Origin of the sequence: Stenotrophomonas sp. FR024, from assembly GCF_047500745.2 — a bacterium.
Classification (GTDB): Bacteria; Pseudomonadota; Gammaproteobacteria; order Xanthomonadales; family Xanthomonadaceae; genus Stenotrophomonas; species Stenotrophomonas maltophilia_A.
Window position 1 is genome coordinate 38,071 of the sequence record NZ_JAXAXM020000024.1, and the last position, 18,188, is coordinate 56,258.

The 18,188-nt window shown below is 66.7% G+C and carries 14 protein-coding genes and 4 tRNA genes; 5 read left to right on the top strand and 13 right to left on the bottom strand.

Translation table 11 applies throughout. The features are described 5' to 3' along the window. Positions 1-34 precede the first annotated feature (34 nt). The 5 genes from ACMZ91_RS19590 to ACMZ91_RS19610 all read right to left on the bottom strand — a co-directional run bounded on the left by ACMZ91_RS19590 (position 35) and on the right by ACMZ91_RS19610 (position 2,621). Positions 35-110 (bottom strand) — tRNA-Thr (locus ACMZ91_RS19590). Between the two features lie 49 nt (positions 111-159). Then, positions 160-233: transfer RNA gene (locus ACMZ91_RS19595), tRNA-Gly, on the bottom strand. A 24-nt stretch (positions 234-257) separates the two neighbouring features. Then, a tRNA-Tyr gene (locus ACMZ91_RS19600) sits at positions 258-343 on the bottom strand. Positions 344-480: 137 nt separating this feature from the next. After that, positions 481-1,497, bottom strand: coding sequence for an isoaspartyl peptidase/L-asparaginase family protein (locus tag ACMZ91_RS19605; RefSeq protein WP_049462702.1), 1,017 nt, complete (start codon positions 1,495-1,497; stop codon positions 481-483). Positions 1,498-1,601: 104 nt separating this feature from the next. Further along, on the bottom strand, positions 1,602-2,621 hold the full coding sequence (locus tag ACMZ91_RS19610) for a cyanophycinase (RefSeq protein ID WP_049462704.1): 1,020 nt from the start codon (positions 2,619-2,621) through the stop codon (positions 1,602-1,604). 170 nt (positions 2,622-2,791) lie between these two features. On the opposite strand from ACMZ91_RS19610, the gene ACMZ91_RS19615 reads away from it, so the two are divergent. Continuing rightward, positions 2,792-5,524, top strand: a complete 2,733-nt coding sequence (locus tag ACMZ91_RS19615) for a TonB-dependent receptor plug domain-containing protein (RefSeq protein WP_049462701.1) — start codon at positions 2,792-2,794, stop codon at positions 5,522-5,524. Between the two features lie 604 nt (positions 5,525-6,128). Here ACMZ91_RS19615 and ychF read toward each other — a convergent pair. The 8 genes from ychF to ACMZ91_RS19655 all read right to left on the bottom strand — a co-directional run bounded on the left by ychF (position 6,129) and on the right by ACMZ91_RS19655 (position 13,087). Then, positions 6,129-7,220 carry a redox-regulated ATPase YchF gene (gene ychF, locus ACMZ91_RS19620; protein WP_049462700.1) on the bottom strand — a complete coding sequence of 364 codons (1,092 nt, stop codon included), beginning with the start codon at positions 7,218-7,220 and terminating at the stop codon, positions 6,129-6,131. 117 nt (positions 7,221-7,337) lie between these two features. Then, the gene (gene pth / locus ACMZ91_RS19625; protein ID WP_014036086.1) at positions 7,338-7,916 is read right to left on the bottom strand and encodes an aminoacyl-tRNA hydrolase; all 579 of its coding nucleotides are present in this window, start codon (positions 7,914-7,916) and stop codon (positions 7,338-7,340) included. A 48-nt stretch (positions 7,917-7,964) separates the two neighbouring features. After that, positions 7,965-8,582, bottom strand: coding sequence for a 50S ribosomal protein L25/general stress protein Ctc (locus ACMZ91_RS19630; protein ID WP_005415401.1), 618 nt, complete (start codon positions 8,580-8,582; stop codon positions 7,965-7,967). Between the two features lie 109 nt (positions 8,583-8,691). Beyond that, the gene (locus ACMZ91_RS19635) at positions 8,692-9,651 is read right to left on the bottom strand and encodes a ribose-phosphate diphosphokinase (RefSeq protein WP_005415400.1); all 960 of its coding nucleotides are present in this window, start codon (positions 9,649-9,651) and stop codon (positions 8,692-8,694) included. Positions 9,652-9,791: 140 nt separating this feature from the next. After that, a tRNA-Gln gene (locus ACMZ91_RS19640) sits at positions 9,792-9,868 on the bottom strand. 11 nt (positions 9,869-9,879) lie between these two features. Beyond that, positions 9,880-10,749: a 4-(cytidine 5'-diphospho)-2-C-methyl-D-erythritol kinase gene (ispE, locus tag ACMZ91_RS19645; RefSeq protein WP_049462699.1), complete on the bottom strand. Its 870-nt coding sequence runs from the start codon at positions 10,747-10,749 to the stop codon at positions 9,880-9,882. Then, positions 10,746-11,405 (bottom strand): lipoprotein insertase outer membrane protein LolB, encoded by a 660-nt coding sequence (gene lolB, locus ACMZ91_RS19650; protein WP_049462698.1) that lies wholly within the window; start codon positions 11,403-11,405, stop codon positions 10,746-10,748. The genes ispE and lolB overlap by 4 nt, the downstream gene beginning before the upstream one ends. Continuing rightward, complete coding sequence (locus tag ACMZ91_RS19655; RefSeq protein ID WP_177179528.1) at positions 11,402-13,087, bottom strand: tetratricopeptide repeat protein; 1,686 nt, start codon at positions 13,085-13,087, stop codon at positions 11,402-11,404. Before ACMZ91_RS19655 ends, lolB begins: the two co-directional genes overlap by 4 nt. A 63-nt stretch (positions 13,088-13,150) precedes the next feature. Here ACMZ91_RS19655 and hemA point away from each other — a divergent pair, with 63 nt between their 5' ends. Genes hemA through ppk2 form a run of 4 tightly spaced genes read left to right on the top strand, consistent with a single transcriptional unit; the run spans position 13,151 to position 18,035 of the window. After that, the gene (hemA, locus tag ACMZ91_RS19660; protein WP_010481752.1) at positions 13,151-14,434 is read left to right on the top strand and encodes a glutamyl-tRNA reductase; all 1,284 of its coding nucleotides are present in this window, start codon (positions 13,151-13,153) and stop codon (positions 14,432-14,434) included. Then, positions 14,412-15,494 (top strand): peptide chain release factor 1, encoded by a 1,083-nt coding sequence (gene prfA, locus ACMZ91_RS19665; RefSeq protein WP_049462696.1) that lies wholly within the window; start codon positions 14,412-14,414, stop codon positions 15,492-15,494. The genes hemA and prfA overlap by 23 nt, the downstream gene beginning before the upstream one ends. Positions 15,495-15,499: 5 nt before the next feature. Next, positions 15,500-17,206 carry an O-linked N-acetylglucosamine transferase, SPINDLY family protein gene (locus ACMZ91_RS19670; protein ID WP_049462695.1) on the top strand — a complete coding sequence of 569 codons (1,707 nt, stop codon included), beginning with the start codon at positions 15,500-15,502 and terminating at the stop codon, positions 17,204-17,206. Between the two features lie 46 nt (positions 17,207-17,252). After that, on the top strand, positions 17,253-18,035 hold the full coding sequence (gene ppk2, locus ACMZ91_RS19675; RefSeq protein ID WP_049462703.1) for a polyphosphate kinase 2: 783 nt from the start codon (positions 17,253-17,255) through the stop codon (positions 18,033-18,035). Positions 18,036-18,188 lie beyond the last annotated feature (153 nt).

The window sequence follows — 18,188 nt, forward strand, 5'->3', positions numbered from 1 at the left end:
TATCTCGAATTCGTCTGAGAGGTGATGCTTAAGATGGTGCTCACGAAAGGAATCGAACCTTCGACCTCTTCCTTACCAAGGAAGTGCTCTACCGACTGAGCTACGTGAGCCGAGTTTTGCATTATGACATGAACTCGATAATATTCAAAGTTCATTCAATGGAGCGGGAGACGGGAATCGAACCCGCACCATCAGCTTGGAAGGCTGAGGTTCTACCATTGAACTACTCCCGCGCCGGGAATGTCACAACGTGAAACTGGTGGAGGGAGGTGGATTCGAACCACCGAAGGCGTAAGCCAGCAGATTTACAGTCTGCCCCCGTTGGCCGCTTGGGTATCCCTCCTTACCACCCCATTCCGTTGCCGCCGAAGCGTTGCGGTGTGTGGTGGTGAGCCGCTTATTCTGCTGATGGGACGGGGGGCTGTCAACGCTTTTTTCCATTTTTTTCACACGCTGTCGCAAACCCATTGATACGCAAGGTTATTGCCCGGGAACCGGCAGGGTCTCGTTGGCGAAAATTGCGACATGAGGGACGCCGTCGCCGCCGATCCAGCCCCGATACATGCCCTGGGTGTTGAATGGCGTGGCCATTTTTCCGTCTGCAGCGAGCACGATCGCACCGCCGTCACCCCCCATCTGCGGAATCGTCTCGTTGATCACGCCCTTGCCGGCCTGTTCCGGCGTCTGCCCCTGGTAGCGCATGCGTGCGCAGATCTCGTGCGCGGCCGCGGTGCGGATGTAGTACTCGCCCCAGCCGGTGCCGGACACCGCACAGCGCGCATCGGCCCAGGTGCCTGCACCGATGATCGGCGAGTCACCCACCCGGCCATAGCGCTTGTTGGTCATGCCACCAGTGGAGGTACCGGCGGCCAGGTGCCCCTGCGCATCCAATGCGACCGCACCGACGGTCCCGAAGTGCTTTGCAGTCTCCAGGTCGGCATGCGCCTGGCCACTGGCCTCTTCTTTCAGTGCACGCTGCAGCTGCTGCCAACGCTTCTCCGTACGGAAGTAGGAGGGATCGACCAGAGACATCCCCTGCTCGACCGCGAAGGCTTCGGCGCCCTGCCCGACCATCATCACGTGCCTGGATTTCTGCATCACGGTCTGCGCCAGCAGGATCGGGTTGCGCACCCGCTGCACGCCGGCCACCGCGCCTGCAGCCTGGGTGGCCCCGTCCATCACTGCGGCATCCAGCTCGTTGTGGCCGTCATGGGTGAACACCGCGCCCTTGCCGGCGTTGAAGGTGGGATCGTCCTCCAGGACGGTGATCGCAGCGGTGACTGCAGCCAACGCGGGGCGACCCGCCGCCAGCTCCGCATGCCCCTTCAACAGGGCCGCCCGCAGCGCGTCACGTGCGGCCTTTTCCTCGGCCGGCGACAGGTCCTTGCGCTCGACGCCGGCGCCGCCGTGGATGACCAGCAGCGGTGAAGCCGCCGGTGCGGCCTGGGCAAGCATGGGCAGGGACAACAGTGCGGACAGCGCCAGGCGCAGTTTCATCGGTTACGTCTCCAGCAGAACGAGGGAATGGATTGCGGGGTAGTGCCGGCCGCTGGCCGGCAGGGGCGCATCAGGGAAGGTGAGTTGCCGGCCAGCGGCAGGCACTACCGAAGCGTGAACTCAATCTCGCCGTCGCTGACGTCGGCCACGGCCTGGTAGTCGGCGTCGGCCTGGAAGTCATCCAGGCGCATGCGGCTGCCGCTGGCGACCACCGTTACCGGTACCGCGTGGAAGCGCAGCGGCTCGCCCTCGACCAGACGGTCGGCATCGCGGCCGGGGCTGACCACCCAGACCTTGCCTTCGCCGTCGGCGCTGTAGACCTGCGCCTGGCCATCGGGCTCCACGCACAGGGCGGTGTCCTCGTCGACGCCGATGCCGACGATGTCGGGGTCGCCACTGTCCTGCGCGGCGCGCGCCACGAACACGATCAGGCGGCCGAGCCGATCGCGCTTGTCGAAGTGGGTGTCGGTGACCACGCGCTGCAGGTAGGGCATCTGCAGGAAGCCACTGTCCATGGTCACCGCACTGCCCATCGGGTCGGCCAGCGCACCGGCGGAGGTGATGCTGCCGCCGTCCATCGCGCCGTAGGCGTAGCCACCGAGGATGGCCAGCCCGGCGCTGGTACCGGCAATCGGCTTGCCGGCGCGCACATGGGCATTGAGCGCGCGGTTGAGCGCGGTGCCCTTCCAGAAGCGGATGTAGCGCGACTGGTCACCACCGGCAATGAAGATGGCATCGGCCGCAGCCACCACGCGCAGCACGGCCGGATCGTCGGCGCCGCGGCGGCTGTCGAAGACCAGCGTCTGCACTGCGGTGGTCCCGCCAATCTCGCGATACAGGCGGTCCTGCAGTTCATCACTGCCAGAAGCGCGCAGGATCAGCACGCGGCCGTTGCCGGCCTGCTTCAGCCACCAGTGAAAGGCCTCCGGCACCCATTCGCCACCGCCCATCAGCATCATGGCCGGCGCGCGCGGGCCGGGCCGGGGTGCGTCGAGATCCCCGGCTTCGTAGTAGGCGAAGCCCGGGCCCTGCAGGTCCTGCGCAAGGGCGGCCAACGGCACGGCCAACACCAGCAGCGCCAGCCAGGCGAAGGGGGCACGCAGGGTGCAATGGAGGCGTCGCATCTTGATCTCCCTGAACAAAATCGACTTGCAAGCGTTTTCACTCTTTGCCAGATAGGGACCCAGTAGTCAAGGGCATGAAAAAGGCGTTAAATGCGCGCGCCCATTCCGGAAATCTGAATGGGGGACAGGGCCCCTCCTCTGCGGGCCGGCTTCATTTTCGAGAATTCCTCATGCGTAGAAAGGCGATGGCGTGGTCGATCCAGCTGGCGTTGATGGGCGTGGCTGCTTCCGCGGCGGCCCAGGCACCGGCTTCCTCTTCGGTTCAACAACTGGATGCGGTGCAGGTCACCGGTTCGCGCATTCCGCGCGCCCAGGTGGAAGGCCCCGCCCCGATCACGGTGATCAGCGCCGAGCAGATCCGCTCCAGCGGCTTCACCAGCGTGCCCGACGTGCTGCGCTCGATGACCCAGAACGGCGGTGAGACGCAGAGCCAGCAGTCGTCCAGCGGCGCCGACTTCTCGCCGGGCGCCCAGCAGGTGGACCTGCGCGGGCTGGGCCCGAATCACACGCTGGTGCTGGTCAATGGCCGCCGCATCGCCGACTTCCCGATGCCGTTCAAGGGCCGCAGCAACTTCACCGACGTCTCCAACATCCCGCTGGGCATGATCGAGCGCATCGAAGTGCTGACCGGCAGTGCCTCGGCCATCTACGGTTCGGACGCGATCGCCGGCGTGGTCAACTTCATCCTGAAGAAGAAGGCCGACGGCACCACCGTCGACATGCGCATGGGCACCACCAGCGAAGGCGGTGGCGAGTCGTTCGACATGAGCCTGGCCAGTGGCTTCAGCCGTGGCAACTTCAACGCCGTGTACAGCGTTGAACTGCAGTCGCAGACCCCGCTGTGGGCGTACGAGCGCGATATCCAGGATTCGACCCAGGACGGCCCCACCGAGGGCTCACGCATCGCACGCCGCGCTTACCTGCGCACGGACTACAACGACGACTACCTGGATCCGGGCGCGGCCACCTGCGAAGCGCTGGCCGGGCAGAACCAGGGCAGCACCTACCGCGCCTACCGCCCGCGCTACGGTTACTACTGCGGCAGCGACAGTTCGATCGGCTACGGCACCATCCTCAGCAAGCGCCGCGGCGCCAATGGCTACGCCTCGCTGAGCTACGACTTCGACAACGGCCAGCAGTGGTTCGCCGATGTGCAGCTGGGCTACCACACGATGTCGCTGATGCGCGACGTCACCAAGTGGGGCCGCATGGACGCCAACGGCGATGAGTCGGGCTATTTCAACAACCAGGCCACCGGCGAGATCGAGTTCTGGCAGCGCCAGTTCTCGCCCGAGGAGATGGGTGGCCTGCGCAATGCAATGGTGCGCAGCACGCAGAAGACCTTCAGCGTGACCACCGGCTTCAAGGGCAACCTGGCCGGCAACTGGGACTACGAAGCGGCCCTGAGCCATTCGCAGTACCAGTCGCGGATCAGCTGGGCACAGATCATCGCCGCCAAAGCCAATGACCTGTTCCTGGGCCCACAGCTGGGCGTGGACGACGACGGCTTCCCGATCTACAACGCCGACCCGTCGCGCCTGTACCGGCCGCTGACCCGCGCCGAGTACGATTCGATCGCGGCGCGCACCACCTACACCCCGAAGTCGCGCACCGAGACGGCTGCGTTCACGCTGACCAATTCCGCGCTGTTCGGCCTGCCGGGCGGTGATGCTGGCTTCGCCGCGACCGTGGAAGTGGGCCAGCAGGCGTACTCGCTCAATCCCGATCCGCTGGCGACCCAGTACTACTACTACAGCTGGAAGGATTCGGACGGCAACGGTTCGCGCAACCGCTGGGCGACCGCTGCGGAGCTGCGCATGCCGCTGCACGAGACGGTCAACCTGAGCGTGGCCGGCCGCTACGACCAGTACCGCTATTCCGGCCACACCATCGGCAAGGCGACCTGGAGCGGTGGCCTGGAATGGCGCCCGATCGACACCCTGCTGGTGCGTGGTTCGTACGGCACCGCGTTCCGTGCGCCGGACCTGCACTACGTGTTCGCCGGCCCGGGCAACGACGAGACTGACGTAGTGGATCTGTACGACTGTCGCGTCAATGGCACCGAATGCGACGAAGACGTCAGCATCATCCGCAGCCGCACCGGCAACCGCCAGCTCGACCCGGAAACCAGCACCTCGTGGAGTGCCGGCTTCGTCTGGTCGCCGGCAATCGGCCTGGACCTGTCGGTGGACTGGTTCGACATCGACATGCGCAAGCAGGTGCAGGACATGGACGTGCGCACGATCCTGGCCAGCGAAGCGAACTGCCGCCTCGGCAGTGCCGACATCAACTCGCCGACCTGCGTGGACGCGCTCGACCGCATCACCCGCACCAGTGATGGCCGCCTGTACGGCGTGCGTGTCGCCCCGATCAACGTCGCCCGCGAATCCACCTCCGGCATCGACATTGGCCTGCGCTACCGCCTGCAGACCGGCATCGGCGACTTCATCCTCAACGGCACCCACACCTGGGTGAAGAAGCACGATTTCCAGCGCTACCCCGGTGATCCGATCCAGGACCAGTTCGCGGTCAACAGCAACTTCGACATCCCGCGTACCAAGACCAGCCTGAGCGTGACCTGGGAGAAGGACGCGTGGTCGGCCACGGTCTATGGTTCGCGCCTGGGCAAGCTGCCGACCTCGGACAGCTACGACCAGGTATTCAAGTGGGACAGCGGTGACAGCCCGTACATCAAGGCAACCTACCGCTACAACGCGTCGCTGCAGTACCGCTTCGACGACCACTCGCGCCTGTCGCTGTCGGTGGTCAACGTGTTCAACAAGATGCCGCCGAAGGACGCCACGTACACCGCGTATCCGTACTACGACGTGTCCTGGTTCGACAGCGTCGGCCGCACCATCAACCTGCAGTACACCCACAAGTTCGGTGGCAGCGCGCTGTAAGGCACGCCGCATTGCAGAACGTGGACGACAAGGCCCGCCATTGGCGGGCCTTGTTGTTCATGCACACCGCACCCGGTAGATGCCCACCTTGGTGGGCATTCGTTGCCGCGCACTCGCCCTGGGTTTTCCACACCGCACGTGGAAAGCGATGGGGGTTTGGTGTGGACAAGTCCCTGCGAGCCACGCATTGCAATGGTTTCGAAGGGTGGCAATTTTTTGTCCAGACAGAATCCGGGTTTTCCACATGCGCCGTGGAAAGCGATGGGAACTAGGTGTGGACAAGTAAGTGGGAGTGTTGCCACGCAAGCGTTTCGAAGCATGGCGAAAATTTATCCACACTGCCCGGGCAATCCCTGTAGAACCGCCCCCATGCTCGGCTCCGGCTGGCATCAGCCGAGCATGGGCTCGGCCCTGCAGCGATACGCAGGGTTTTCCACACCGTGCGTGGAAAGCGGTGGGGGTTTGGTGTGGACAAGTACTTGCGAGCCCTGTGCCGCAGGCGCTTCAGAGCATGATCAATTTTTGTCCACGCATGCAACCGACGCCGGAAACGCGAACGCCCCGCACAAGGCGGGGCGTCCTGGGTCGATCCGCTGCTGCTGGATCAGACGTTGAAGCGGAAGTGCAGGATGTCGCCTTCCTGCACGCGGTATTCCTTGCCCTCCAGGCGCAGGCGACCGGCTTCCTTGGCGCCGGCTTCGCCCTTGTACTTGATGAAGTCGTCATACGCGATGGTTTCGGCGCGGATGAAGCCCTTCTCGAAGTCGGTGTGGATGACCGCGGCAGCCTGCGGGGCGGTGGCGCCCTTGCGCACGGTCCACGCGCGGACTTCCTTCACGCCGGCGGTGAAGTAGGTCTGCAGGCCGAGCAGGCTGTAGGCCGCGTTGATCACGCGGTTCAGGCCCGGCTCGCTCAGGCCCAGGTCGGCGAGGAAGGTATCGCGGTCTTCGTCGTCGAGCTGGGACAGCTCTTCTTCGATCGCGGCCGACACCGGCACCACCTGCGCGCCTTCAGCGGCGGCATGCGCGCGCACGGCTTCCAGGTGCGGGTTGTTGTCGAAACCGTCTTCCAGCACGTTGGCGATGTACATCACCGGCTTCAGGGTCAGCAGGAACAGATCGCGCACCAGCGCCTTCTCTTCCTCGTCCAGGCCCACCGAACGGCCGGACTTGCCGTCGGACAGCGCCGCCTGCAGCTTGGCCAGCACCGGCTTGCGCGCCGCGGCGTCCTTGTCGCCGCCCTTGGCCGCACGCTCGGCACGGTTCAGCGCCTTCTCGACGCTGTCCAGGTCGGCCAGCGCCAGCTCGGTATCGATGGTTTCGATGTCCGAGATCGGGTCGACCTTGTTGTTGACGTGGATGACATCGGCGTTCTCGAAGCAGCGCACCACGTGGGTGATCGCATCGACTTCGCGGATGTGCGCCAGGAACTTGTTGCCCAGGCCTTCACCGCTGGCGGCACCGGCCACCAGGCCGGCGATGTCGACGAACTCGACCGCGGTCGGGATGACCTTCTGCGGGTTGATGATCGCTGCCAGCTCGTTCAGGCGCGGATCCGGCACCGGCACGATGCCGACGTTCGGCTCGATGGTGCAGAACGGGAAGTTCGCTGCGGCGATACCCGCCTTGGTCAGCGCATTGAACAGGGTCGACTTGCCGACGTTGGGCAGGCCGACGATGCCGCATTTGATACCCATGGGTGACAGCTCTCTGGGGTGAAAGTGATTGGTGAAACAGCGCGCGCGCTGCTTGGCCAATCCATCTCGGTGTCGATCATTGTGTGCCAACCAAGGTTGGCACCTACCGAAAGCGGGCTATTTCGGGGTATGAAGCCGCTTCATCGCTTCGCTGAAGTCGCCCTGCACTGCCAGCGGCAGCACGTCGATGGCATCGTCGATGGCGCGCGAAATCAGTACGTCATCATCCTTGGAAGGGCGTCCCAGCACCCAACCCACCACGCGGTCCTTGTGGCCAGGATGGCCGATACCCACGCGCAGGCGATGGAACTTGCCGTGGCCGAGCAGGCGGATGGTGTCGCGCAGGCCGTTCTGGCCACCGTGGCCACCGTCGAACTTCAGCCGCGCCACGCCGGGCGCCAGGTCCAGTTCGTCGTGGGCCAGCAGGGTTTCTTCCGGCTCGATCTTCCAGAACCGCTGTGCGGCGGTGACCGACTTGCCGCTGAGGTTCATGAAGGTGGCGGGCTTGAGCAGCCACACCGTCTGCCCGGCGATCTCGACCTTGGCGGTCTCACCGAACAGCTTGCTGTCCACATTCCATCGTGCACCGGCTTTTTCCGCCAGGGCCTCAACGAAATGAAACCCGGCATTGTGCCGGGTCCGGGCGTGTTCCGATCCGGGGTTGCCCAGACCGACGATCAGTCGCAGTCCTGCCATGGTTCCTTCCAATACGGTGCCTGCCCGGAGGCAGGCACCGTAGCGGTATTACTCGGCGGCAGCCGCTTCTTCGTCAGCCGCGTCGGCCTTGCCGGCCTTAGCGGTGACGATGGCGTCGTCGTGGTCCTTGCCCAGCGCCAGGGCCGGGATTTCCACGCCCTTCGGCAGCTTGATGTCGGACAGGTACACCACGTCACCGGCCTTCAGCTCGCCCAGGTCGACTTCGATCGACTCCGGCAGGTCCTTCGGCAGGCAGGTGATGGTCACTTCCTTCAGTTCGTGGGTGACCACGACGTCGGCAGCCTTGCCGGCCGGCGAGGTGTCTTCGTTGACAAAGTGCAGCGGGACCGAAGCGGTCAGGGCTTCGTTCTCGTTCACGCGCTGGAAGTCCAGGTGCATGATCAGCTGCTTGTACGGGTGGCGCTGCATGTCACGCAGCAGGACCTTCTGCACCTGGCCATCCAGGTTCAGGTCCAGGATCGAGGCATAGAACCACTCGTTCTGCTGGGCCAGCCAGATTTCGTTGTGGTCCAGGCTGATGGCGACCGGCTCGGCGTTGCCGCCGTACACGATGGCCGGGATCACACCGGCGTGACGCAGGCGGCGGCTCGCACCCTTACGCTGCAGTTCACGCTTGGTGACCTTGATTTCATGGGTCTTCGACATTTTCGACTACTCAGGTTGTTGCCGCGCCCTGCGGCGTGGCGGTTGAAGATGCTTCCGCGACCAGAAGCATCCGGGTATGCCCCCGCCGTTGCCGGCAGGGGCGAAGAACTCAGTCGACGTACAGCGAGCTGACCGACTCGCCGAAGGCGATGCGGCGCATCGTTTCGGCCAGCATTTCCGCCACGCTCAGCTGGCGGATCTTGCTGCACACCCGCGCCGCGTCCTTCAGCGGGATGGTGTCGGTCACCACCAGCTCGTCGAGCTGGGAATTGGTGATGTTGTCCACCGCCGGGCCCGACAGCACCGCATGGGTGCAGTAGGCAGCGACCTTGAGCGCACCGCGCGCCTTCAGGGCAGCAGCAGCGGCGCACAGGGTGCCGGCGGTGTCGACGATGTCATCGACCATCACGCAGGTCTTGCCTTCGACGTCACCGATGATGTTCATCACGGTGGAGACGTTGGCGCGCGGGCGGCGCTTGTCGATGATCGCCAGGTCGGCGTCATCCAGGCGCTTGGCCACCGCACGGGCGCGGACCACGCCGCCCACGTCCGGCGAGACAACAATCAGGTTCTCGGTGCCGTAGGCGCGCCAGATGTCGGCCAGCAGCAGCGGGGACGCATACACGTTGTCCACCGGAATATCGAAGAAGCCCTGGATCTGGTCGGCGTGCAGGTCGACGGTCAGCACGCGATCAGCGCCAGCGGTGCTGAACATCTTCGCCGCCAGCTTGGCGGTGATCGGCACGCGCGAGGAACGCATGCGGCGATCCTGCCGCGAGTAACCGAAGTACGGCACCACGGCGGTCACGCTGGCCACCGATGCGCGCTTGAGCGCGTCGATCAGCACCAGCAGTTCCATCAGGTTTTCCGCGCTCGGCGCGCAGGTCGGCTGGATCACGAACACGTCCTGCTTGCGGACGTTCTCTTCGATCTCCACCTGCACTTCACCATCGGAGAAGTGCGAGACCAGCGCCTTGCCCGGGCGAACCCCCAGTTCCTTGCAGATGTTCTGCGCCAGACGTTTGTTGGCGTTGCCGGAAAAGACCAGCAGGTTCGGGGACTCTTGCATCATGATTGTCTCGGGCGGGGACGAGTGGCGGGGATCCGGAGTCGGCAAGGACCCCGATGGACCCTTGCTGCTGACAACACCGCGGTTGTTTCCACGTCCCGCGCGGGCGATGCGCTGGAAGGCGCGGACACAGCCGCTATTGGCAGGGGCGGTAGGATTCGAACCTACGAATGCCAGGATCAAAACCTGGTGCCTTGGGCCTCTTGGCGACGCCCCTGCATTGATAAATCAGTGTTGCTCGAGTGCATCCAGCAGTGGCGAACGCGCAACGCCCGCTGCCACCCTTGCCCGCAACTCCTTCGGCAACTTCGACCGTCCCTGCTCTGCGGCAGACTGCGATGCGAACTCGACGAAACAACCACTTCCCGAACCGGTCAGCCGCGCCGTGCCGATATCGCTCAACGCGGCGAACGCTGCCTCGACGGCAGGCTCACGGCGGCGCAGCACCGGTTCGAACGCGTTCCCGACCAGGGTTCCGGAAGCGAAGTCCTCTATTTTCGCCACTGGGCTGTCGCGCGTCAAATCCGGGTCTGCGAACAGGGCCGGGGTGGGAACATGAACGCCCGGTTCAACCACCACATACCAGGCCGGTTCCAGCGCGATCGGCTGCAGGCGCTCGCCCACCCCTTCGGCCCAGGCATTGCGCCCGCGCACGAACACCGGCACGTCCGCCCCCAGGCGCAGGCCCAGCGCGGCAAGCGCGTCCTCGTCCAGACCGGCCCGCCACAGGCGGTTCAGCACCACCAGCACGGTGGCGGCATCGGACGAACCGCCGCCGAAGCCACCACCGGCAGATACATGCTTTTCAACGACGATGTCAGCACCTTGCGCGACATTTGCCACTTCTTTGAGCAATCGCGCGGCACGCACCGCCAGATCATCGGCCTCGGCCACGCCAGCCAGCCCCTCGCCCTGCCGGCGCACCTGGCCGTCTTCACGCAGGCGCAGGCCGATGCGGTCGCCCCAGTCCAGCAGCCGGAACACGGTCTGCAGCTCGTGATAACCGTCGGCGCGGCGGCCGGTGATGTGCAGGAACAGGTTCAGCTTGGCCGGGGCCGGCCACCAGGACCAGCCCGCGTCGTCGACTGCCCCGCTCATGGCGCGCCCTGCCCCCACTGGTCCACCAGCAGGCGTACCTTGGCGTCGCCATTGCTGGCTTCGATCCGGCGCGGCAACGCCTGGTGCCCGGCCTCGGCCGGGTACCAGTCCAGGTACTGCACCTGCCAGCCCATCTGCTGCATGCGACGCGGCCGGCCTTCACCGTCGCGCTCGACCTTTTCCGGGCCAGCGGCGTCGCCGACCACCAGGCCACGGATCCACTCCGGCAGCTGGTTGACCGGAATGTCCCAGCCGGTCGCCTCCAGCAGCAGCTGCTGGGCGTCCTCGCCATCGCGCGGACCGCCGGCCAGCCCTTCCAGGCGGCCAGCTTCGGAATGGGTATCGCCGGTCAGCTTCCAGCTCTGCCGGGTCACCGGCGCGCTCAGCTCGACCACATAACGGCGCCCTTCCTGCTTCCAGTCGATGCGACCGCTGCCACCGTCCTTGCCCTTGCTGACCGCGACCCGGCCCTGGAAGGCCCAGTCCGGCTGTGCCTGCAGCGCGGCCACGCGTGCGGCCTCGGCCTGCGCCGCTTCGGCCGAAACGATCTCGACCACCGCCGGCGCCGGGATCTTCTGCGTGCCCACGCTGGTGCAGGCGCTGACCGCCAGGGTCGCGGCCGCCAACAGCAGCGGCCGGATCAGGGAAACACTCATGGATTGAATTTCTCGCGGGCGCGCAGCAGCGCGCGGTTTTCAGGGTCGAGCCTGGCCGCTTCCTCGAAGAAATGACGGGCCTCATCGTGCTTGCCCAGCACCCATAGCACTTCGCCAACGTGCGAAGCGATCTCCGGGTCCTTGGCCAGGGTCCAGGCCCGGCGCAGCTGCACCAGTGCCTCTTCCTTGCGGCCCAGGCGATACAGCACCCAGCCGTAGCTGTCGACGATGGCGGCGTTGTCCGGTTCGGCCACGCGGGCGCGGTCGATCAGCTCCAGTGCTTCCTGCAGGCGGCCGGTGCGATCGGCCAGGGTGTAACCCAGCGCGTTCAAAGCCGGCACGTTCTCCGGCTCGGTCACCAGGATCTTGCGCAGATCCGCCTCGGCGCGCGGGATGTCGTCGCGGCGTTCCCAGGTGAGCGCACGGGCGTACAGCAGGCCGTTGTCATCCGGGTAAGCGGCCAGGCCGCGGGCCAGCGCATCCAGTTCACCGGCGCTGTCGTCGGCGCGCTGGCGCAGTTCGGCTTCCAGCAGGTAGGCGTCGCGGCGCACATCGTCGTCGACCACAGCATCGGACTGGATCGCATGCACTTCTTCCAGCGCCAGCGGCAGGCGCCCGGCCAGGGCCTGGGCATTGGCTGCGCGCAGGCGCGCTTCGCTCAGCTCATCGCCACCGGGCACGCTGTGGTACCACTGCACCGCCTCGGGATAACGCTTCAGGTACTCGGCGATCTTGCCCAGCAGCAGGCGCTGCGCCGGGTCCGGCTTGGCCGCCTGCCGCGACAGTTCGTTGTAGAGATTGGAAAGCGCGGCCTTGTCGCCCTGCTTGGCCAGCAGCGAGGCGCGCATGCCCCAGGTCTGCACGTCCTGCGGGCCGAACGCCAGCACGCGCTCGGCGGCGGACGGCTGGCCGAGACTGTCATAGGCAATGGCCACCGCATTGCGCAGCTCCGGGTCCTGGCGGGTCTTCGGCTCCACATCGTGCAGCAGCGACAACGCCTTGCCGGTCTCGCCCGCCTGTTGCAGCTGGCTGGCACGCAGCAGCGCCACACGTGGCTCTTCCGGGAAGCGCTTGACCACTTCATCGATCATGCGCCGGGCCAGCTCGGGCTTTTCCATGCGCAGGGCAAGGCGGCCAAACTCCTGCCAGGCTTCGATCTTCGGCGGAATGGCATTGGCGTCGACCAGCTCACCCAGCACCTGCGCGGGCACCGCCGGATCACGGCCGCCACCGATCAGTGCGGCCAGGGCGAACTTCCAGCCGCGCTCGTCGGGGTCGGCCAGCAGGCCCTGCAGTTCGGTGCGGGCCGCCTTCACATCGCCCTGGCGCATGGCCAGTGCACCGGCCGCACTGCGCATGGTCAACGAACGCGGGGCGCGCTGCTGCCACAGGGCCAGGCCCTTGGCGGCGCTGGCATCATCGTTGGCGAGCATGGAAATGCGGGTCGCGCGCTCGGCCAGGCCGGCGTCGCCGTCGGTCTGCTGGGCCGCCTGCAGGTACCAGCGCGCGGCCTCGGCCAGCTTGCCGGCCTGCAGGGCGAACTCACCGGCCATCACCGGTTCCAGCGCCAGTTCCTCAGTGGCCGCAGCCCGCACGGGGGCCTTGGCCGGCACCGCCGCCAGGGCCTGGCTGCAGGCCAGGGACAGCAGCAGAACACTGGGGATGCGAATCAATGCGGGCATCGTCGGCATCGGGGCCTTAAAATGTCGTCCAATGGCCAGCAGCTTATCGCAAGCAACTGAACAATGACCCTGTGGGTGCTCGGACTGAATCACCAGACCGCACCGGTGGAGCTGCGCGAGCGCGCGGCCTTCGCCGGTGAGGCGTTGCCGCGCGCGCTCGGTTCGCTGCGCGATACTCCGCAGATCGCCGAGGCGGTGCTGCTGTCCACCTGCAACCGCACCGAGCTGTACGCCGTGGCCGATTCGGCACAGGCGCTGGACCAGTGGCTGCACACCCAGGCCGGCGACCTGCAGGGCTACCTGTACCAGCACGCTGACGCCGAGGCCGTGCGCCACCTGTTCCGGGTCGCCACCGGGCTGGACTCGATGGTGCTGGGTGAACCGCAGATCCTCGGCCAGGTGAAGGATGCCTGGTCGACCGCGCGCGACCATGGCCTGCTCGGCCAACGCCTGGACCGCCTGTTCCAGCAGACCTTCTCGGTGGCCAAGCGTGCGCGCACCGATACCCAGGTCGGCGCCAACCCGGTATCGGTGGCGTCGGCTGCGGTGCGCCTGGCGCAGAACGCGTTCGCGCGGCTGGACGATTCCACCGTACTGCTGGTCGGTGCCGGCGAGACCATCGAACTGGCTGCACGGCACCTGAGCGAAGGCAAGGTACGCCGGCTGCTGATCGCCAACCGCACCCTCGCCCACGCGCAGGAACTGGCCAGCCGACATGGTGGCGTGGCGCTGCCGCTGACCGAACTGGACCGCCACCTGGGTGAGGCCGACGTGGTGTTCTCGGCCACCGCTGCGCGCGAACCGGTGATCCATCGCGAAATGGTGGCCAAGGCCCTGCGCGCGCGCCGGCACAAGCCGATGCTGCTGTTCGACCTGGCCGTACCGCGCGACATCGAGGCCGAGGTCGGCACGCTCAACGACGCCTTCCTCTACACCGTGGACGATCTCGAACGCGCGGTGGAAGACAACCGCCGTGGTCGCCGCGAAGCGGCCGCCGAGGCCGAAGCGATCATCGACCTTCAGGTGTCGCGCTTCGTCGAGACCCAGCAGGCCAGTGCCCACCAGGCGCCGCTGCGACAGCTGCGCGCGTTCGGCGAAGCCACCCGTGCCGAGCTGCTGGAGCGCGCACGCCAGCAACTGGCCAACGGCAAGCCGGCCGACGAAGTGCTGGAGCTGCTTGCCCACGGCCTGACCAACCGCCTGCTGCATCCGCCGACCGCCGCCCTGCGTGCGGCCGCGCTGAGTGGCGATGCCGACCTGACCCGCGCCGCCGAGCGCCTGTTCCCGGCCACGCCGGGTTACCGCCACCCACCCGTGAGACCCGATGACGCCGACCCTGCGCCGTAAGCTGGAAGCGCTGGCCGAGCGCCGCGAAGAACTGGAACGCCTGCTCGCCGAACCCGATGTGGTCGCCGACAACACTCGTTTCCGCGACCTTTCGCGCGAATTCGCCCAACTTGAACCGATCGCCATCGCCCTGGCCGATGAAGCCCGTGCCAAGGCCGATCTGGCCGCCGCCGAAGGCATGCGCGCCGACCCGGACCTGCGCGAGCTGGCCGATGAGGAAATCGCTGCTGCACAGGCGCGCCTGCAGGAACTGGAGCAGGAGCTGGCGCTGCTGCTGGTGCCGCGCGACCCGCGTGACGAAGGCAACCTGTTCCTGGAAGTGCGCGCCGGTACCGGCGGCGACGAGGCCGCGATCTTTGCTGGCGACCTGTTCCGCATGTACGCCCGCTACGCCGAGCGCCAGGGCTGGAAGGTCGAGATCGAATCGGACAGCCCGGGCGAGCATGGCGGCTTCAAGGAAGTGGTGGCGCGCGTGGTCGGGCGTGGCGCGTTCTCGCGCCTGAAGTTCGAATCGGGCACGCACCGCGTGCAGCGCGTGCCGGCCACCGAATCGCAGGGCCGCATCCATACCTCGGCGGCCACCGTGGCGATCATTCCCGAGGCCGATGAGGTTGATGACATCGTCATCAACCCGGCCGACCTGAAGGTGGATACGTTTCGTTCGTCCGGTGCCGGCGGCCAGCACGTCAACAAGACCGAATCGGCCATCCGCATCACCCACGTGCCGACCGGCGTGGTGGTGGAATGCCAGACCGAGCGCAGCCAGCACGCCAACCGCGACAAGGCGATGAAGCGCCTGAAGGCACAGCTGCTCGATGCCGAGCGCCAGCGCCAGGACGCGGCGCAGGCCGAGTCGCGGCGCCTGCAGGTGGGCAGCGGTGACCGCAGCCAACGCATCCGCACCTACAACTTCCCGCAGGGCCGGATCACCGACCACCGCGTGGAAGGCCTGACCCTGTACGACCTGCCCAACGTGCTGGCCGGCGACCTCGACCCGCTGCTGCAGCGGCTCAGCCACGAGCACCAGGTCGACGCCCTGGCCCAGTTGTCGGCGGGCTGAGTCGCATGTCGGCCTGGCAGCAGCGGCAGCACCTGCAACAGGCGATTGCACGCCAGCCGGGCGACTTCGTCGCCTGGGTGATGCTGGCGGACCTGGAACTGGAAGCCGGCGACATAGCCGCCGGCGAGCAGGCCGCGCGCCGTGCACTGCAGCTGCGCCCGAACCACCCTGAAGCGCTGGCGCGGCTGGGCCGCGTGGCCTGGATGGCCGGCGCGCATGCCGATGCGGCGAAACTGCTCGGCCAGGCCTCGGCGTTGGCCCCGCAGCACCCGGGCATTGCCCTGTGGCTGGGCCATGCGCTGGAAGATGCCGATGATGCCGAAGGCGCGGCGGCAGCCTATCGCCGTGCGCATGCACTGATGCCGGGCGAACCCTATATCGCCGCCCAGCGCCTGGCCTGGCAGCGTCGCCTGTGCGACTGGCAGGACGTGGACGTGCTGGCGGCACAGGTACGTGGTGCACTTGCCTCTGGGCAGGGCGTGGTCGAACCGTTCGCGTTCCTCAGCGAAGATGCCAGCGCAGCCGAGCAGTTGGCCTGCGCGCGTGCCCGTGCATCCGCCGTTGCCGCTTCTGTGCGGCCGTTGCCGCCAGTGAAGGTGCGTTCCCAGGGCCCGCTGCGGGTCGGCTTCCTTTCCAATGGTTTCGGCGCCCATCCCACCGGATTGTTGACCGTGGCCCTGTTCGAGCAGTTGCGTCATGACCCGGCGTTGCAGCTGCACCTGTTCGCGTTGAACCACGATGACGGCAGCCGCATCCGCCAGCGCCTGCAGGTGGCCACGCAGCTGCATGATGTGGCCGCGCTGCGCCATGCAGACACTGCTGCACGCATCCGCGCACAGGGCATCGACCTGCTGTTCGACCTGCGCGGCTGGGGCGGCGGCGGTACGCCGGAAGTGCTGGCGATGCGCCCTGCCCCGCTGCAGTTGAACTGGCTGGCCTATCCCGGCACGTCCGGTGCGCCGTGGATGGATGCGGTGATCGGCGACAGCTTCGTTCTGCCGCCGTCACTGGAACCCCACTACAGCGAGCGCGTACTGCGCCTGCCGCGTGCGTTCCAGCCCTCGGACAACACCCGCTTGCTGGAACTGGCACCGTCCCGGGCCGAGTGCGGCCTGCCCGAACAGGGCGTGGTGTTCTGCTGCTTCAACAACAGCTACAAGCTCAATCCACGCAGCATGGGCCGCGCCTTCGCGGTGCTGCAGGCGGTGCCCGGCAGCGTGCTGTGGCTGCTGTCCGGTCCCGGCCAGGCCGACGCGCGCCTGCGCAGCGCCGCACAGGCCGCTGGCCTGGATCCGGCACGCCTGGTGTTCATGGCCAAGCTGCCACATCCGCAGTACCTGGCTCGCTATCCGCTGGCCGACCTGTTCCTCGACACGCATCCGTACAACGCGCACACCACCGCGTCCGACGCACTATGGGCCGGCTGCCCGGTGCTGACCTGCCCCGGCGACACCTTCGCCGCGCGCGTGGCCGGCAGCCTCAATCACCATCTGGGGCTGGCACGGATGAATGTCGCCGACGATGCGGCATTCATCGCCACCGCCAGCGCGCTGGGCAACGACCCGGCAGCACTGGCAGCGTTGCACGCCGAGCTGGCGCAGGCACGCGAGCGCAGTGGATTGTTCGACATGGCCAGCTTCGCCCGCGACCTGTCGGCGCTGCTGCAGCGACTGGCCGGCGAGCATGGCTGGCAGGGCCTCGACATCGCCTGAGCGATCCCTGCGCTACGCTCGGGCTCCCTCCCCGCGTGGTGTGATGATGGCCAAGCTCAAGCGCAAGGACTACGACGAACTGCTGCTGCCGCTGCAGCTGGAACTGACCGCGATGGCGCGCTGGGTGCAGCACAGCGGGCAACGCCTGCTGGTGCTGTTCGAAGGCCGTGATACCGCAGGCAAAGGCGGCGCGATCCAGGCCATCAGCCAGCACCTCAACCCGCGTCAATGCCGGGTGGTGGCACTGCCCAGGCCCACCGACCGCGAAGCCACCCAGTGGTATTTCCAGCGCTATGCCTCGCATCTTCCGGCCGCCGGCGAGATCGTGCTGATGGACCGCAGCTGGTACAACCGTGCCGGCGTGGAGCGGGTGATGGGCTACTGCAGCGAAACCGAGTACCAGCAGTTCCTGCATCAGGCGCCGGTATTCGAGCAACTGCTGGTGGACGACGGCATCCTGCTGTTCAAGTACTGGCTGTGCGTGGATCAGGAACAGCAGGAAAAACGCTTCGCCGAGCGCCACCTCGATCCGCTGAAGGGCTGGAAGCTCTCCCCGGTGGACCTGAAATCCCGCAGCAAGTACAGCGCCTACACCGAGGCCCGCGAGGCGATGCTGCGCGCGACGCATCGCGAGGCGGCGCCGTGGACGCTGGTGGATTTCAACGACCAGCGGTTGGGTCGGCTGACGCTGGTGCGCAACCTGCTGGACCGGTTGCCGGACACGCGGGTGGATGCACCGTTGCCGGAGCTGCCGAAGCTGAAGGGCAAGCTGCATCGCGAGCACTATGATGTGCTGAAGCCGATCGAGGACTTCCCGGTCGAGGATTAGGGTGGGTCGGCAGGGCCTGCGGCCCTGCACCTGCAGAGGCAACGACAACAGCCGGCTCTGGGAGTTTTGCTTGTTGGCTGGGGTGGTGTGGGTTGGCAGGACACGCCGTAAACCCATCCATGGGGGCTCGATGGCGCCATCCATGGCGCCAAC

What these genes read in the sequence shown, in the direction of transcription:
- ACMZ91_RS19615 (WP_049462701.1), top strand. Translation starts at nt 2,792, where the DNA reads ATGCGTAGAAAGGCGATGGCGTGGTCGATCCAGCTGGCGTTGATGGGC.
- pth (WP_014036086.1), bottom strand. Translation starts at nt 7,916, where the DNA reads ATGGCAGGACTGCGACTGATCGTCGGTCTGGGCAACCCCGGATCGGAA.
- ACMZ91_RS19655 (WP_177179528.1), bottom strand. Translation starts at nt 13,087, where the DNA reads ATGCCCGCATTGATTCGCATCCCCAGTGTTCTGCTGCTGTCCCTGGCC.
- ACMZ91_RS19670 (WP_049462695.1), top strand. Translation starts at nt 15,500, where the DNA reads ATGTCGGCCTGGCAGCAGCGGCAGCACCTGCAACAGGCGATTGCACGC.
- ispE (WP_049462699.1), bottom strand. Translation starts at nt 10,749, where the DNA reads ATGAGCGGGGCAGTCGACGACGCGGGCTGGTCCTGGTGGCCGGCCCCG.
- hemA (WP_010481752.1), top strand. Translation starts at nt 13,151, where the DNA reads ATGACCCTGTGGGTGCTCGGACTGAATCACCAGACCGCACCGGTGGAG.
- lolB (WP_049462698.1), bottom strand. Translation starts at nt 11,405, where the DNA reads ATGAGTGTTTCCCTGATCCGGCCGCTGCTGTTGGCGGCCGCGACCCTG.
- ychF (WP_049462700.1), bottom strand. Translation starts at nt 7,220, where the DNA reads ATGGGTATCAAATGCGGCATCGTCGGCCTGCCCAACGTCGGCAAGTCG.
- ACMZ91_RS19635 (WP_005415400.1), bottom strand. Translation starts at nt 9,651, where the DNA reads ATGCAAGAGTCCCCGAACCTGCTGGTCTTTTCCGGCAACGCCAACAAA.
- ACMZ91_RS19605 (WP_049462702.1), bottom strand. Translation starts at nt 1,497, where the DNA reads ATGAAACTGCGCCTGGCGCTGTCCGCACTGTTGTCCCTGCCCATGCTT.
- ACMZ91_RS19630 (WP_005415401.1), bottom strand. Translation starts at nt 8,582, where the DNA reads ATGTCGAAGACCCATGAAATCAAGGTCACCAAGCGTGAACTGCAGCGT.
- ACMZ91_RS19610 (WP_049462704.1), bottom strand. Translation starts at nt 2,621, where the DNA reads ATGCGACGCCTCCATTGCACCCTGCGTGCCCCCTTCGCCTGGCTGGCG.
- ppk2 (WP_049462703.1), top strand. Translation starts at nt 17,253, where the DNA reads ATGGCCAAGCTCAAGCGCAAGGACTACGACGAACTGCTGCTGCCGCTG.
- prfA (WP_049462696.1), top strand. Translation starts at nt 14,412, where the DNA reads ATGACGCCGACCCTGCGCCGTAAGCTGGAAGCGCTGGCCGAGCGCCGC.